15 protein-coding genes are annotated in these 13,323 nt (G+C 65.9%); 1 reads left to right on the top strand and 14 read right to left on the bottom strand.

Annotated features, from left to right (window positions below):
- Nucleotides 1-8 precede the first annotated feature (8 nt).
- The 7 genes from IPU70_RS26310 to IPU70_RS26280 form a co-directional block, all read right to left on the bottom strand.
- The gene (locus IPU70_RS26310; RefSeq protein ID WP_207472021.1) at nt 9-659 is read right to left on the bottom strand and encodes an HD domain-containing protein; all 651 of its coding nucleotides are present in this window, start codon (nt 657-659) and stop codon (nt 9-11) included.
- Between the two features lie 82 nt (nt 660-741).
- Complete coding sequence (locus IPU70_RS26305) at nt 742-2,073, bottom strand: cytosine permease (protein WP_207472019.1); 1,332 nt, start codon at nt 2,071-2,073, stop codon at nt 742-744.
- A 138-nt stretch (nt 2,074-2,211) separates the two neighbouring features.
- Nucleotides 2,212-3,201, bottom strand: a complete 990-nt coding sequence (locus IPU70_RS26300) for a biotin-dependent carboxyltransferase family protein (RefSeq protein WP_207472017.1) — start codon at nt 3,199-3,201, stop codon at nt 2,212-2,214.
- Complete coding sequence (locus IPU70_RS26295; protein ID WP_013395530.1) at nt 3,194-4,066, bottom strand: allophanate hydrolase subunit 1; 873 nt, start codon at nt 4,064-4,066, stop codon at nt 3,194-3,196. The genes IPU70_RS26300 and IPU70_RS26295 overlap by 8 nt, the downstream gene beginning before the upstream one ends.
- Complete coding sequence (locus tag IPU70_RS26290) at nt 4,063-5,463, bottom strand: acetyl-CoA carboxylase biotin carboxylase subunit (RefSeq protein ID WP_207472016.1); 1,401 nt, start codon at nt 5,461-5,463, stop codon at nt 4,063-4,065. The genes IPU70_RS26295 and IPU70_RS26290 overlap by 4 nt, the downstream gene beginning before the upstream one ends.
- 8 nt (nt 5,464-5,471) lie before the next feature.
- Nucleotides 5,472-5,714 (bottom strand): acetyl-CoA carboxylase, encoded by a 243-nt coding sequence (locus tag IPU70_RS26285; RefSeq protein WP_207472015.1) that lies wholly within the window; start codon nt 5,712-5,714, stop codon nt 5,472-5,474.
- A 38-nt stretch (nt 5,715-5,752) separates the two neighbouring features.
- Entirely contained in the window at nt 5,753-6,529 is a 777-nt protein-coding gene (locus tag IPU70_RS26280) for a 5-oxoprolinase subunit PxpA (RefSeq protein WP_207472014.1), read from the bottom strand.
- A gap of 262 nt (nt 6,530-6,791) precedes the next feature.
- On the opposite strand from IPU70_RS26280, the gene IPU70_RS26275 reads away from it, so the two are divergent.
- Complete coding sequence (locus tag IPU70_RS26275; protein WP_207472013.1) at nt 6,792-7,703, top strand: LysR family transcriptional regulator; 912 nt, start codon at nt 6,792-6,794, stop codon at nt 7,701-7,703.
- 13 nt (nt 7,704-7,716) lie between these two features.
- Here IPU70_RS26275 and IPU70_RS26270 read toward each other — a convergent pair whose 3' ends face one another.
- The 7 genes from IPU70_RS26270 to IPU70_RS26240 are packed head-to-tail and all read right to left on the bottom strand — an operon-like array spanning nt 7,717 to nt 13,193.
- Nucleotides 7,717-8,877: an acyl-CoA dehydrogenase family protein gene (locus tag IPU70_RS26270; RefSeq protein ID WP_207472012.1), complete on the bottom strand. Its 1,161-nt coding sequence runs from the start codon at nt 8,875-8,877 to the stop codon at nt 7,717-7,719.
- Nucleotides 8,878-8,894: 17 nt separating this feature from the next.
- A complete protein-coding gene (locus IPU70_RS26265; protein WP_207472004.1) occupies nt 8,895-9,287 on the bottom strand; it encodes a MaoC family dehydratase in 393 nt (130 codons plus the stop codon).
- Between the two features lie 8 nt (nt 9,288-9,295).
- Nucleotides 9,296-9,691 (bottom strand): hypothetical protein, encoded by a 396-nt coding sequence (locus IPU70_RS26260; protein ID WP_207472002.1) that lies wholly within the window; start codon nt 9,689-9,691, stop codon nt 9,296-9,298.
- The gene (locus IPU70_RS26255; protein WP_207472000.1) at nt 9,688-10,089 is read right to left on the bottom strand and encodes a Zn-ribbon domain-containing OB-fold protein; all 402 of its coding nucleotides are present in this window, start codon (nt 10,087-10,089) and stop codon (nt 9,688-9,690) included. Before IPU70_RS26255 ends, IPU70_RS26260 begins: the two co-directional genes overlap by 4 nt.
- 1 nt (nt 10,090) lies before the next feature.
- Nucleotides 10,091-11,242, bottom strand: coding sequence for a thiolase family protein (locus tag IPU70_RS26250; protein ID WP_207471998.1), 1,152 nt, complete (start codon nt 11,240-11,242; stop codon nt 10,091-10,093).
- A complete protein-coding gene (locus IPU70_RS26245) occupies nt 11,239-12,048 on the bottom strand; it encodes an enoyl-CoA hydratase/isomerase family protein (protein WP_207471996.1) in 810 nt (269 codons plus the stop codon). Before IPU70_RS26245 ends, IPU70_RS26250 begins: the two co-directional genes overlap by 4 nt.
- On the bottom strand, nt 12,045-13,193 hold the full coding sequence (locus IPU70_RS26240) for an acyl-CoA dehydrogenase family protein (protein ID WP_013395519.1): 1,149 nt from the start codon (nt 13,191-13,193) through the stop codon (nt 12,045-12,047). The genes IPU70_RS26245 and IPU70_RS26240 overlap by 4 nt, the downstream gene beginning before the upstream one ends.
- Nucleotides 13,194-13,323 lie beyond the last annotated feature (130 nt).

Here is a 13,323-nt window from a genome sequence, read left to right as displayed (position 1 = left end):
GCGCTGCGTCAGGCCGACCAATCCGCCACGAAATCGTCGCGGAACCGCCGTATCCAGTCCATGCGGGACCGGGCCAGCAAGCGGCCGCCTTCGGTCTGCATCGAGGCGGCGATGCGCGCGAGCTTCACTTCGATGTGATCCAGGGCATAGGCGCCGTCGTCCAGTTCCCGTTGCGTTCCGAGAGGATCGGCGGGATGGGCCAGGGCGCGTCCGAGTTGCCCGCCGACATGGAACATGCGGGCCAGTCCCACCGGGCCGAGCGCGTCCAGGCGGTCGGCATCCTGCACGATGCGGGCCTCGATGGTCCGGGGCGGGATGTTGGCGGAGTAGCTGTGGGCCTCGATGGCGTGGTGGACGCCTTCGAGCCGGGCTGGCGGATAGCCGATGGCCTGCAGTTCGCGCACGGCCTGGCCGGCGGCCATGGACGAGGCACGGGCCCGGTCGGGATGGTTCTTGGGCAGGTTGACCAGGTCATGCAGGTAGCTGGCGGCCATGACGACCATGGCGTCGGCTTCGGGATGGTGCGCCAGCATGCCGTGGGCGGCCTTCCAGACGCGTTCCAGGTGGCTCAGGTCATGGGCGCCGTCGCCGGTATCCGCGCTCTGGGCTATCTGTATGAGTTGCGGCCGCAAGGCCGCCAAATCTTCGCGCAGGTTCATTGCTTTCCATCAGTTCCGGGACTGGCGGAAAGTGTACACAGGGCGGTTCCAAGCCGCGCCGGGACGCGGCCCTGGAGTGGCGTCAGCCGCCCTGCGCCTGCATCCGTCCCGCCGCCGTGGAGCAGATCCGGTACACCAGCGCCGACACCACGAAGCTGGCGGGCGCGGCCAAGGTGGCCGCGAAACCGGCCGTGTGCATCAGCGCCAGGCCGCAGATAGCGCCGGCGAACCATCCTGCCAGGCCGGCGCGGTTGAATGCCGCGCCGCCGCCATGCTGCGGCGCGGATTCCGCGTTGCCCAGGATGTGTACCAGTGCCACCGCCACCCACGACACCACGAAGATGCCCTGGTAGGCCAGCGCCTGGAGCAGATAAGAGAACACGTCCAGCAGCATCAGCGCGTAGGTCACCGCGCCCACGATGACGGCCCACATCGCCTTGGGCCAGCGCATGCCCGGCCAGCGCGCGAAGAACGCCTGCATGTTGATGGTGGCCAGGTAGTAGTTGGCGGTATTGATGCGGGTTTGCGTGATCCAGACGAACAGCAGTCCGCCCAGCCCCATCAGTTTCAGGAGCGCAAGCACCACCGACACTTCCGACAGCGCGGCGTCGCTGGGGATGGTGCTGACCAGATAGATGCCGGCGACGCCGTTGAGCAGGAAGGTCACCAGGTAGAACGGCATGCCGAAGTTGTAACGGCTGTGGTAGGTCTGGTCCTCGCGCTTGCCGAAGCGGGCATAGTCGAAGGTGAACATCATCAGCACCCACACGCCCATGTAGTAGACGAAGGCGTCCCACCAGCCGCCGGGGACCGGGCCTTCGGGCGGTCCGAATGACAGCCAGGCGTCGCTGTAGCCGTATTCCTGCGTCGCCATCACGACGGCCAGCAACAGGCCCAGCAGATAGAACGGAAGCAGTACGCCGTTGAACTTGTCCAGCCAGCGCTGCACGCTACCGAAAATCAGCAACACGCTGTAGATGACCACCACCAGCGCCACCAGCCAATACGGCACGGCAGGGTAGAGATGATGCGCGGCGACCGACATCACCGCGCCTTCGAACACCGCGTAGTAGATGGCGGTGGCGAAGAAGATCAGCGTGGCCAGCGCCGCACCCGAGGTGCCGAACAGCCGGCGCGAGAACAGCGCCACCGACAGGCCGGTGCGGATGGCGTAGCGGCTGATGACGCCGTTGATCAGCCCGTAGCTGATCACGGACAGCACCATGCCGATGATGGCGTTGCGGGCGCCGTACTTCAGCGCCAGCGTCGCGCCGACGACGATATAGAACACGGCGCTGCACACGGCCCACCAGGCCATGGTGAGCGCGTAGCGGGGCATGCGGTCGCCGTCGGCGACGGCGTGCAGCGAGTTGTCCGTCTCATCGGACGGTTTGCGTGGGGTCAGATTGGCCATGTCGGATCTCCTGGCGGGATCGGATGCTGCGGTTCGACTGCGGAACGGGCGCGCGTCGCCCTCCGGCCTTGCCAGGGGGCAAGGCCGGGATGCTGGAAAAACCTGGAAGTTGGGCGCGGACCGGCCGCGCCCCTGGGGTCAGCCGCTAAGCGCCTGGTGCAGGCGCTCGAAGCGGGCGCGATAGTCGCGCCGCGCGGCGACGGCCTGTTCCAGCGTCACCCTTTCGAACTGGGCGCTCTGGTTGGGCTGCATCTGGCCGACCTTGTCCAGGTCGGCGCTGATGACGGTGCCTATCATGGCGTAGCCGCCGCCGGACACCGCGTCGCGGTGCAGGATGATGGGCTCCACGCCTGCCGGCACCTGGATCGAGCCGATGGGATAGCAGGCGTCGACGATATTCGATGGATCCGCGCCCGCGCCGAAGGGCTGCTCGCGGGTGCGAAAGCGCAGCGGGCGGCCTTGCTTGTAGCGGTAGCCGATGCGGTCGGCCTCCGAGGTCACGGTCCAGGCGTCTTCATAGAAGGTGGCGGCGGACTCGGATTCCAGGCGGTGGTCGTAAAGGCCGGGCAGCACGCGCAGCGTCTGCGACTTGGGCGGGGCCACGGCCAGCGCGGCGGGCAGTTCGCGGCCGACGCGCGTGCGGATGGAGGCCGGCCCCACCGCCAGCCGGTCGCCGGCCTGCAGCTTGCGGCCTTCGTGGCCGCCGATGGCGCCCAGCGCATAGGTCGAGCGGCTGCCCAGCACCACCGGCACGTCGATGCCGCCGGCCACGGCCAGGCAGGCGCGGGCGCCGGCCTGCACGAAGTCGAAGGACAGCCGGCTGCCGGCCTGCACCGCCAGCGCCACATTGCAGGCCTGGGTCACGCCATTGATCTTGGGGATCATGCTGGCGCCCGTGACGGCGATGACGGCGGCGCGGTGAAACAGCAGTTCGGGGCCGAGCAGGGTGCATTCCAGTACGGCGGCGTCGGCAGCGTTGCCCACCAGCAGGTTGGCCGCCGCCAGCGCGTACTGGTCGAGCGCGCCCGACGGCGGAATGCCCAGGTGGTAGTGGCCTAGTCGGCCCGTGTCCTGCACCGACGTGGCCAGGCCGGGCTTGATGACTTCGATGATGGAATCGTTAGGCATGGAGCGTCTCCAGCAGTTGGGCGTTGCAGGCATCGGGCGCGCGCTGGAACTCGGCCAGCGAGAACGACACGGGCCGGATGCGCAACTCGAAGCTGCCGGCCTCGACCTGCGCGGTGGCGTGGTCGTACTCGTCGCGGGTGATGGGCTTGAACTTCACAATGTCGCCCGGACGGAAGAACACCATGGAATCACGCAGATGCGCCTGGCGCTGGGCCGGCTCGAAGATCGGCGCGGGCGTGACGCCGAACATCTGGTAGCCGCCCGCGCCGCGCACCGAGTAGATGCAGCCGAAGCAGCCGCCATGCCCCACCGTGTGCTTGGGAGTGTCGGTGCGGGGGCGCAGGTATTTCGGAACCTGCAGCTGGCGCTCGCGCTCCACCATCTGGTACATGAAGGGCAGGCCGGCCACGAAGCCCACCATGGATACGAACCAGGGCGAGCCGGAGTGGGCGTCAATGAAGCCTTGCACCGAGTCGTGGCCGTTGATGCGCGCCGCGTACTCAAGATCCGTTGATTCAGGATCCTGATGCCTTTCGCGAAACCGCATCAGTGTCTCGTGAGTCCAGGGATCGTTGTAGTACACCGGTACTTCGATGATGCGGGTCGCCAGCGTCAGGTTGGCCAGGTCCATGCCGGCCTCCAGTTCGCGCAGCAGGCCCAGCAGGGCGTCCGGGGCGATGCGGTCGGGGTCGTAGCGCACCTGGTAGGACGCGTTGGCCGGGCAGATCTCGGTGACGCCGTCGACTGCGCGTTCGCGCAGCGCCCGCGTGATCGCCATGCCCTTGAAAAAAGACTCCAGCGACATGTCCTCACTGATTTCGACGAAGATGAATTCGTCGCCGCCGTGGGTGTAGCGCAAGCTCATTGCCTATCCTCCCGATCCCTTTGCATCCAGGCTTCAAGATAGTTGGTGTGGTAGCGGCCGGCCAGCACGTCCGCATCCTCCAGCAGTTCGCGGTGCAGGGCCAGCGTCGAATGCACGCCGACCAGTTCGACTTCGTCCAGCGCGCGCGCCATGCGCGCCAACGCCGCCGCGCGGCTTTCGTCCCAGACGATCAGTTTTGCCAGCAGCGAGTCATAGTAGGGCGGCACGGTGCAGCCGGGATACAGCATCGAGTCCACGCGCACGCCGGGTCCGCCGGGCCAGCGCACATGCTCCACCCGGCCCGGGCTAGGGGCGAAATTGCGAGTGGGGTCTTCGGCATTGATGCGGCATTCGATCGCTGCGCCGCGGATGGCGATGTCCTGCTGACGCCAGCGCAAGGGCTCGCCATCGGCGATGCGCAGCATTTCGCGCACCAGGTCCACGCCGGTAATGGCTTCGGTGATGGGATGCTCGACCTGGATGCGGGTGTTCATCTCTATGAAAAAAAACTCGCCCGCGCCGCGACTGTCGTCGTACAGGTATTCCAGCGTGCCCGCGCCGCGGTAGCCGACCGAGCGCGCCAGCTGCGCCGCCGATTCGCACAGCTTCTGGCGGGTGGCGGGGTCCAGGGCGGGCGAGGGCGCTTCTTCCAGCACCTTCTGCCGGCGCCGTTGCAGTGAGCATTCGCGTTCGTACAGGTGCACGGCATTGCCGCCGTCGCCCAGGACCTGCACTTCGATGTGGCGGGCGCGCGGCAGATAGCGCTCCAGGTAGACGCCGGCCTCGCCAAATGCTGCCTGCGCCTCGGCCTGGGCCTGCGGCATCTGCGCGCGCAGCTCGGCCTCGTCGCGCACGACGCGGATACCGCGTCCGCCGCCGCCAGCGGCCGCCTTGATCATTAGCGGGTAGCCGATAAGCGCCGCATGGGTCAGGGCCTCGTCCAGTGACGACAACACGCCGGCGCTGCCCGGCACGGTGGGTACGCCGGCCGCCTGCGCGCAGGCGCGCGCCGCAGCCTTGTCGCCCATGGTGCGGATGGTGGCGGCGTCCGGCCCGACGAAGATCAGGCCGGCGTCGCTCACGGCCTGCGCGAATGCCGCGTTCTCCGACAGGAAGCCGTAGCCGGGATGCACCGCCTGGACGCCGGTGCTGCGTGCGGCGTCCAGCAACGCTTCGGTATTGAGATAGCTGCGCGTCGCGTGCGAGGGGCCGATGAGCACCGCTTCGTCGGCCATGCGCGTGGCCAGCGCGTCGCGGTCCGCTTCGCTGTAGACGGCCACGGTGCGCATGCCCAGCTCGCGCGCGGCGCGGATGATGCGCAGCGCGATTTCGCCGCGGTTGGCCACCAGCACCTTATGGATGTTGCGGGGGCGGTATGGGATAGTGAGGTCGGACATGGCGTGGCCTATCCCTCGATGCGCAGCAGGGGCTGCCCGGCTTCCACCGGTTCGCCGTCTTCCACCAGGATCTCGGCCACCACGCCGCCGGTGGGCGTTTCGATCTGGTTGAACTGCTTCATGACCTCGACGATGCCGATCACGGCGCCGGCCGCTACCGTGGCGCCCGCTTCCACGAAGGGCGCTGCGCCGGGGCTGGGACGGCGATAGAAGGTTCCGGGCAGGGGGCTGGGAATATCGTGCAACGGCATGGTTTTCTCCTTGGAATATTGTTCGGGTGGCTTGCGGTTCAGGGGCCGGTCACGCTGGGAGGCGCGATCCGGATGCCGTGGGTCTCCAGCTTTTCGCGGGTGGCGCGCACCAGGGACAAGGCGCCGGGCGTGTCGCTGTGTATGCAGACGGAGTCGAAATCGATGGCGATGTCCTGGCCTTCGACCGTGCGCACGCGCCCCTCGGTGCAGGCGCGCAGCACTTTTCCGGCGACCTGGGCGGGATCCAGCGGCTGCGTGTAGCGGGTGAAGACGATGGAGCCGCTGGCGTCGTAGTCGCGGTCGGCGTAGAACTCGCGCACCACGGGCTGGTTCAGCTCCCGCGCCAGGCGGTAGGTGACCGAGCTTTCCATGCAGTACAGCGCCAAGGTGGGCTCCAGTTCCTGCAGCGTTTCGATCAGACGCCGCGACAGGGTTTCGTCGCGGGCCGCCTGCATGTACAGCGCGCCATGCGGCTTGATGTGTTGCAGCCGCAAACCGTGCAGCCGCGCGAATTCGCGCAGGGCGCCCAGCTGATAGACGATGTCATGCACCAGCGCTTCGGCGCTTTCGCGCATGTCCCGCCGGCCGAAACCCACCAGGTCGCGAAAGCCCGGGTGGGCGCCGATGCAGACGCCGTGCTCGCGGGCCTGCAGCACCGTGCGGTTCATGATCCGCGGATCGCCGGCATGGAATCCCGTGGCGATGTTGGCCGAACTGATCAAGGGCATGATCGCCTCGTCCACGCCGTCCCCGATGGTCCACGGGCCGAAGCCTTCGCCCATGTCCGAGTTGAGGTCGATGCTGCGCTTGCTCATTGCGGGTGGCTCCTTCGCGTTGCTCGCCGCATTCGACGCGGCGTGTGACGTGAACATTAGCCAAGCCAACAAGGGATAAAAAGATCTTTTTATTGATCCATCAGTATCTGTTTTTCAGATAAATATCTACCCGGTTGCCACGGATGTCTGAACAGGTTTCCTATGAAAATTAAGGGATATCCCTGATCTGAGGGATCATATTTGGGGAAGAATTTGCAGATATTCTGAAGCTGAGATATCGATTTAATAGATAAGGTCAGCCATGTCGATTACCCTACGCCAGCTCAAATACTTCATCGCAGCGGCCGAACTCGGCCAGATTTCGCAGGCGGCGATCCAGTTGGCGATATCGCAGTCCGCGATCACCAGCGCCATCCGCGAACTGGAGGAAACGGTGGGCACGGCGCTGTTCCTGCGCGGCGCGCACGGCGTGACGCTGACCCATAGCGGCCGCACCTTTCTTAACCACGCCTACAACATCCTGTCCTCGGTCGACGAAGCCTTGCGCATGCCGGCGGCGGCGGAAGAGGTTTCGGGCCGCCTGTTGCTGGCGGCGTCCTACACGGTGATCGGCTACTTCCTGCCGTATCACCTGCAGCGGCTGTCGCAGCTATATCCGCGCCTGGAGATCCAGCTGCACGAACTGAACCGCAGCGCCATCGAGGAAGGCCTGATCGCAAACCGCTATGACATGGCGGTGCTGCTGACTTCCAACGTCGCCAATCCTGACCTGGCGGTGGAGCACTTCTTCGGTTCGCCGCGGCGCCTGTGGCTGCCGGCCAGGCATCCGCTGCTGGCGGCGGATGCAGTGACGCTGGAGGACGTGTCGCGCGAGCCCTTCATCATGCTGACCGTGGACGAGGCCGCCTACACCGCCTTGCGCTACTGGAACGAAACGCCGTTCAAGCCCGACGTGCGGCTGCGCACCTCGTCGGTCGAAGCGGTGCGCAGCATGGTGGCCAACGGCAGCGGCGTGGCGCTGCTGTCGGACATGGTCTACCGGCCCTGGTCGCTGGAAGGCCGCCGCATCGAGACGGTCCAGCTCAAGGACCCGATTCCGCCCATGAACGTGGGGCTGGCCTGGCGCCGGGGAGCGGAAATCTCGCCCGCCATGCAGGCGGTGCGGGATTACTTCCGGCATGCCTACACCGCGCAGAGGGGCGGAGCGGGCTGAGAACACGCTGGCGCTATGCGCGTTTGCCGGGATGTATACCCATGGTCTTCGCGATGACCTCCAGCATGATCTCGTTGGCGCCGCCGCCGATGGCCGTCTGCCGCAAGTCGCGATAGGCGCGCGAAATCCAGTTCTCGTTCATGACCCCTTGGCCCCCCCAGAATTGCAGGCATTCGTTCGGGATCTTCATGGACAGCTTACCCGCGTAGTATTTGGCCATGGAGGCGAACTGGGCGATATCCTGGCCATCCATGTATAGATCGATGGCCCGGTACAGCAGTGAACGCAGGGCCTGAATCTCGGTCTGCATCTCGGCCAACTTGTGGTACACGACCTGATTGGACAGGATCGTGCCGCCAAATACCTGCCTTTGACCCGCATATTCGATGGTTTCTTCGATGGCCCGCTCCATCGAGCGCATGCTGCGCGCCGCCACGAACATGCGTTCTTCCTGGAACTGCTCCATCTGGTAGATGAAGCCCATGTTCTCTTCGCCGATGCAGTTGCTCGCCGGCACCCGCACGTCGTCGAAGAACAATTCGGCGGTATCCGAGGCGCGCAGGACCAGCTTGTCCAGCTTGCGCGAGACGCTGACGCCGGGCGATTTCAACGGCACGATGATGAGCGACTTGTTCTTGTGCGGCCCGCCTTCTTGCGAGGTGTTGCACAGCAGGCAGATCCAGTCGCCCTGGACGCCGTTGGTGATCCACATCTTCGATCCGTTGATGATGTAGTCGTCGCCGTCGCGCCGCGCCCAGGTCTTGATCCGCGACACGTCCGATCCCGCCGATGCCTCGCTCACGCCGATGCAACCGACCAGGTCGCCCGCGATGGTCGGCGCCAGGTATTCACGTTTGAGCGCATCGCTGCCATGGTGCGCCAGGGCAGGGGTGCACATCGTGCTCTGCACGCCGATGGCCGAGGTCAGCCCGCTGGACCGGACTTCGCCCAGGGTCTCGGCGAAGACCATTTCGTAGCTGAAGTCCAGCTCCATGCCGCCATACTCCGCGGCCTTGCCTATGCCCAGCAGGCCCGCGGAACCAAATGCCTTCATGACGCGGTGGGCGGGAAATATCTGCTCGGCCTCCCATTCGTCCAGATGCGGATCGAGATATTCGGCGATGATTCGGCGGGTGGTCCGTTCGAGTTCGCGATGTTCGTGGGTGAAGTGCATGGCAGTTCCCGGTTGGTTCAGTTGGCGGTCGGCGCGTCGGCGCCGGCGAGCGTTACCTGACCGGCGATCAGCGCGACGCCGTCGGCATCCTTGACCCACACGTCATAGTGGCCCGGCGCATCGGCGAGGCGTTCGCCGCCGGCGGTGATGAGGCTGCCGGCGTGCAGCGGCCTGAGAAAGCGGATGTCCAGATCGAAGCGTTCCAGGGCGCCGGCGCCAAAGGTGCGCGCCAGCGATTGCCAGATCAGGTTGACCGACAGCGTGCCGTGGGCGATGGTGCCACCCATGGGTGTGGCGGCAGCGAACGCCGGGTCTACGTGCAGGGGATTGAAGTCGTTGGTCAGTTCGGCGTAGAGATCGATGTCCGCCTGCGTGACCGTCATGGAGACTGCTTCAAGGGTAGGCGTCATGGCGTGTCCTAGGCTGCCCAGATCAGGTTCATGCGGCCGGTATATAGGGGTTGTCGCGCAGCGCCCTCGCCGGCGACTTCCAACTGGAGATAGCGGCGTTCGCCCCGCATTTCCTTGCTTACGCAGCGTACCGTGGAGCGGATCCGCTCGCCGGCTTGCGGCAGACCGAGGACGGATAGCGCCTGCCGCGCATGAATGTTGCCGGGCGGGCGCGGCGTGACCACGTTCAGGTAGGCGCGCATCATCAGCGCGACGGCCAGGCCGGCCTGCCGGGCAGGCGCGTCCCGCGCATGCGAGCCGAACAGGCGTTCCCAGAGCGCCAGCAGCCTGGCGTCCAGCGGTTCTTCCCAATCGCCCAGCATCGTGCCGGGAGTGAAGCTGTCATAGGTATACAGCGTGCTCATGGCATCTCCGGTTCAGCGATCGGCAGCAGGTAGTCGCCGCGGGGCTCGAATCCGATCCGCACCCTCTGGCCGATGGCGAGCGGCGGGTTGGCGCCGCCGCGCGTGTTGACCATCAGCCGGAATCCCTCGTCCAGGTCGACCAGGGCGATCACATAGGGCGTTTCGGTCTTGAAGGCCGGCGTCGGGGCGCGATGTACCGTGGTGTGGCTGAGTACGGTGCCCATGCCGGCGGACTCGTTCCAGTCCAGCTGCAGTCCGTGGCAATGGGTGCAGACACTGCGCGGAATGCGCTGCACCGCGCCGCAATCGGCGCAGGTCTGGTAGCGCAGTTTGCCGTTGCGGCAGCCATCCCAGAAGGGCCGGGTTTCGGCGGTGGGGCGTATCGAGGGTTTTTCCATGTCAGGCGGCTCCCAGGACAAGTGAGCAGTGGGCGGACAGGATGCCGCCGTCCCCGTGCACGAAGGCCAGTCTGGCGCCATCCACCTGGCGCTCTTCGGCCTGGCCGCGCAGCTGGTGGACGGCTTCCACCGCGTGGAACATGCCTCCGGCCGCGCCGGAGTGACCATAGGACAGCAAGCCTCCGTGCGTATTGCAAGGCAACGCGCCGCCCAGGCCCAGCTCGCCTTGCAAGGCGGCGGGGCCTGCTTCGCCGCGAGCGAAGAAGCCAATGGATTCCAGTTCGACCAGCAAGGTGATGGTGAACGAGTCATAGATGAGCGCGACATCGATATCGGCCGGCTTCAGCCCCGCCGCCGCGAACGCACGCGCCGACGAGGCCTTGCAGCCGAAGTCGACGAGGCTGGGAGCGGACACAATGTGTTCGTGCGTATGGCCCTGGCCCGCCCCAAGGATCTCGATGGCGGGGCGCAGGCCATCGCTGCGGGGGCGGCGGCTGATCACCAGCGCCGCGCCGCCGTCGGAAACCAGGCAGCAGTCGAGCATGCGCAGCGGCGTACTGATTTCGCGGGAGTTCAATACGTCGTCGATGGAAATCGGTTCACACTTGTGCGCCTTGGGGTGCCGCCCGGCATGGCGGCGGTGCTCCACCGCGATGGCTGCAAGATGTTCGGACGTCACATCGTAGTCATGCATGTAGCGCTGCGCGACCAGCGCATAGGAGGCCGGCACGCTGATGCCGAAGGGCCTCTCGAACTGGGGGTGGCCGACTTCGGCCAACGCCGCCACTGCGCCGTCGCGAGACAGCCCCGTCAGGCGGTTGTCGCCCGCCACGACCAAAACATGGTTGCACTGGCCGCTGGCCACCAGCGCAGCGGCCTGCATGACCATGATGCAGGCGCTGGCTCCGCCTGCCTGTATGGCGGTGCAGAAATTCGGACTCAATCCGGCGTATTCGCAGAACACGGAGCTCAGCATCAGGTGGGGTTCGGTAAACGAGTAGGCGCACAGCACGCCGTCGATATCGCCGGCCTCCAGGCCAGCATCGCGTATCGCGCCAAATGCCGCTTCCGCGTGCAGGCCCATGCAGCTGGAGCCGGGCAGCTCGCCGACCCGGGTATCGCAGGCGCCGGTGATGTAGGCGTTCATGCTCATGCGGCGCCGTCCTTGCCGGGCTTGGCGGGCCACCTGAACGCGAGGGGCTGCTTGTCCAGAAAGCGTGCCACGGCGTCGTCATGATAGGTCGTGTGCAAGGCCAACGCCTGCGCATGGGCTTCCAGTTCCGCCAGCGTGTTCTGGTCGAGGTTGAAGGAGCGGTTGAGGATGTTCTTGGACATGCCTAGCGCCTCGGTCGAGGCGCTATGGAAGCGGGCGGCAAGCGCCAATGCTTCGTCCAGCAAGGACGGCGCTTGGACGATACCGTACAGAATGCCGAGTGTGCGCGCTTCATCGGCATCCACTTCGCGCGCCGAGAACACCAGTTCCTTGGCGCGCTGCAGCCCGACGATGCGCGGCAGCAGGAAAAAGCCGCCCAGGTCGGGCACCAGGCCGATGCGTCCGAACACGGCGCAGAAACGCGCTGCGGGGGTGCCGAGTATGAAATCGCAGGCCAGCGCCAGATTAAAACCGGCGCCGAAGGCGGGGCCGTCTACCGCTGCGATGACGGGTTTTTCCAGGTTGACCAGTTCGTGGAACCAGGTGTGCAGGCGGCGTATGCGGTCCCGGTCCTTGTAGACCGGGCGCTTGGCTTCGGACAGCGATTTCAGGTCGCCGCCCGCGCAGAACACGCCTTGGGCGCCTGTTATTACCACCGCCTTCACGGCATCGTCGTCGCGCGCTTCGAGGACGGCTTCAGCCAGGCTTTGGCGCACATCGAGGTCGAAGGCATTGCGCCGTTCGGGGCGGTTAAGGGTGATGATGAGCGTCGCGCCGCGGCGCTCGCGCAGGACGAAGTCGTTCATGGCTTGAACCCCAGGCTGTTGGCGATGATGTTCTTCTGGATTTCGCTGGTGCCCTCGCCGATGATGTAGACGAGAGCGTCGCGGTGGATGCGGCCCACCGGGTATTCGCGCATGATGCCGGCGCCGCCGAATATGCGGATGGCCTGTTCGCTGACCGACACGGCGGTTTCACTGGCGACCAGCTTGACGCGCGCGGCCGTGGCGGCGTCCAGGGTTCCCTGGTCGACCCGCCAGGCGCCGTAGTAGACCAGCCAGCGGGCCGCCTCGATCTGCGCTGACATCTCGGCGAGCTTGTGGCCGATGGCCTGGTACTGGCCGATGCGCTTGCCAGCCACCAGCCGGTCGTTGGCGTAGGCGGTGGCGGCGTCGAAGGCGGCGCGCGCCATGCCCAATGCGTTGGCCGCCACGCCTACGCGGTTTTCGCTGAGCGATTCCAGGATCAGCGGATACGTGCCTTCGGTCTCGCCCAGCAGGCAGTCGTCGGGCACGAAGGCGTCGTCGATGTGGATCAACGCCGTTTCCGAGGCGCGTATCCCTTCCTTCTTGAGCTTGGAAATATCGAAGCCCGGATTGGGCAGCTCGACGATGAAGAGGCTGATCGATTCCGGGCGGAGCTCGGGGCTGGTGCGTGCGGCCACCAGCAGGAAGTCGGCGAAGGGCGCATTGGTGATGTACAGCTTGCTGCCGTGCAGGCGCCAGCCGCCTTCGACGCGTTCGGCCCGCGTCTTCATGGCGCGCACGTTGGAGCCACCGTCGGGTTCGCTCAGGCCGAATCCGGCCACTTTTCGTCCCGCCAGCGCCGGTGCCAGGAAGCGGGCCTTCTGCGCGGGCGTGCCGGCCTTCCAGATGGGCCAGATGCCTAGATGGGTATGCGCCGACCAGGTCGAGGCGAACCCCTGGGACAGATAGCTCAGCTCTTCGCGCACGATGCAATCGCTGACCTTGTCCAGGCCGCTGCCGCCATCGGCTTCCGGGTAGCGCACGCCCAGCAGGCCCAGGTCGCCCCAGCGCTGGAATACGTGCTTGGGGAAGGCTTCCTGTTCTTCCGCGTCGAAGACCAGGGAGGAGAGTTCGTCCTGGCAAAGACGCCGCACTGTGTCGCGGACGGCTTCGTGCTCGGTGGAAAAGGCAAAGCTCAAGCTCACGGATAGGCTCCTTTTGTCTCTGCGGGTGACGCCCGCTATCATCAATCTCGGGCGGCTAAATATTCGTTATAGAGAAAAATATTCTCGTTAAAAAATATAATAGCCAGCGTTCGTTGATGCGTCAATCATT

Source organism: Achromobacter sp. SD115, from assembly GCF_017355315.1.
Taxonomy (GTDB): domain Bacteria; phylum Pseudomonadota; class Gammaproteobacteria; order Burkholderiales; family Burkholderiaceae_B; genus Achromobacter; species Achromobacter xylosoxidans_B.
Note: the sequence above shows the minus strand (reverse complement) of the source record. Positions and strands in the feature narration are given on the sequence as shown.

Excerpts from the sequence above, each read along its gene's own strand:
- IPU70_RS26250 (WP_207471998.1), bottom strand. The coding sequence starts at position 11,242 with ATGAGCATGAACGCCTACATCACCGGCGCCTGCGATACCCGGGTCGGC.
- IPU70_RS26285 (WP_207472015.1), bottom strand. The coding sequence starts at position 5,714 with ATGCCGTTGCACGATATTCCCAGCCCCCTGCCCGGAACCTTCTATCGC.
- IPU70_RS26305 (WP_207472019.1), bottom strand. The coding sequence starts at position 2,073 with ATGGCCAATCTGACCCCACGCAAACCGTCCGATGAGACGGACAACTCG.
- IPU70_RS26265 (WP_207472004.1), bottom strand. The coding sequence starts at position 9,287 with ATGACGCCTACCCTTGAAGCAGTCTCCATGACGGTCACGCAGGCGGAC.
- IPU70_RS26280 (WP_207472014.1), bottom strand. The coding sequence starts at position 6,529 with ATGAGCAAGCGCAGCATCGACCTCAACTCGGACATGGGCGAAGGCTTC.
- IPU70_RS26290 (WP_207472016.1), bottom strand. The coding sequence starts at position 5,463 with ATGTCCGACCTCACTATCCCATACCGCCCCCGCAACATCCATAAGGTG.
- IPU70_RS26310 (WP_207472021.1), bottom strand. The coding sequence starts at position 659 with ATGAACCTGCGCGAAGATTTGGCGGCCTTGCGGCCGCAACTCATACAG.
- IPU70_RS26275 (WP_207472013.1), top strand. The coding sequence starts at position 6,792 with ATGTCGATTACCCTACGCCAGCTCAAATACTTCATCGCAGCGGCCGAA.
- IPU70_RS26255 (WP_207472000.1), bottom strand. The coding sequence starts at position 10,089 with ATGGAAAAACCCTCGATACGCCCCACCGCCGAAACCCGGCCCTTCTGG.
- IPU70_RS26270 (WP_207472012.1), bottom strand. The coding sequence starts at position 8,877 with ATGCACTTCACCCACGAACATCGCGAACTCGAACGGACCACCCGCCGA.
- IPU70_RS26245 (WP_207471996.1), bottom strand. The coding sequence starts at position 12,048 with ATGAACGACTTCGTCCTGCGCGAGCGCCGCGGCGCGACGCTCATCATC.
- IPU70_RS26295 (WP_013395530.1), bottom strand. The coding sequence starts at position 4,066 with ATGAGCTTGCGCTACACCCACGGCGGCGACGAATTCATCTTCGTCGAA.
- IPU70_RS26260 (WP_207472002.1), bottom strand. The coding sequence starts at position 9,691 with ATGAGCACGCTGTATACCTATGACAGCTTCACTCCCGGCACGATGCTG.
- IPU70_RS26300 (WP_207472017.1), bottom strand. The coding sequence starts at position 3,201 with ATGCCTAACGATTCCATCATCGAAGTCATCAAGCCCGGCCTGGCCACG.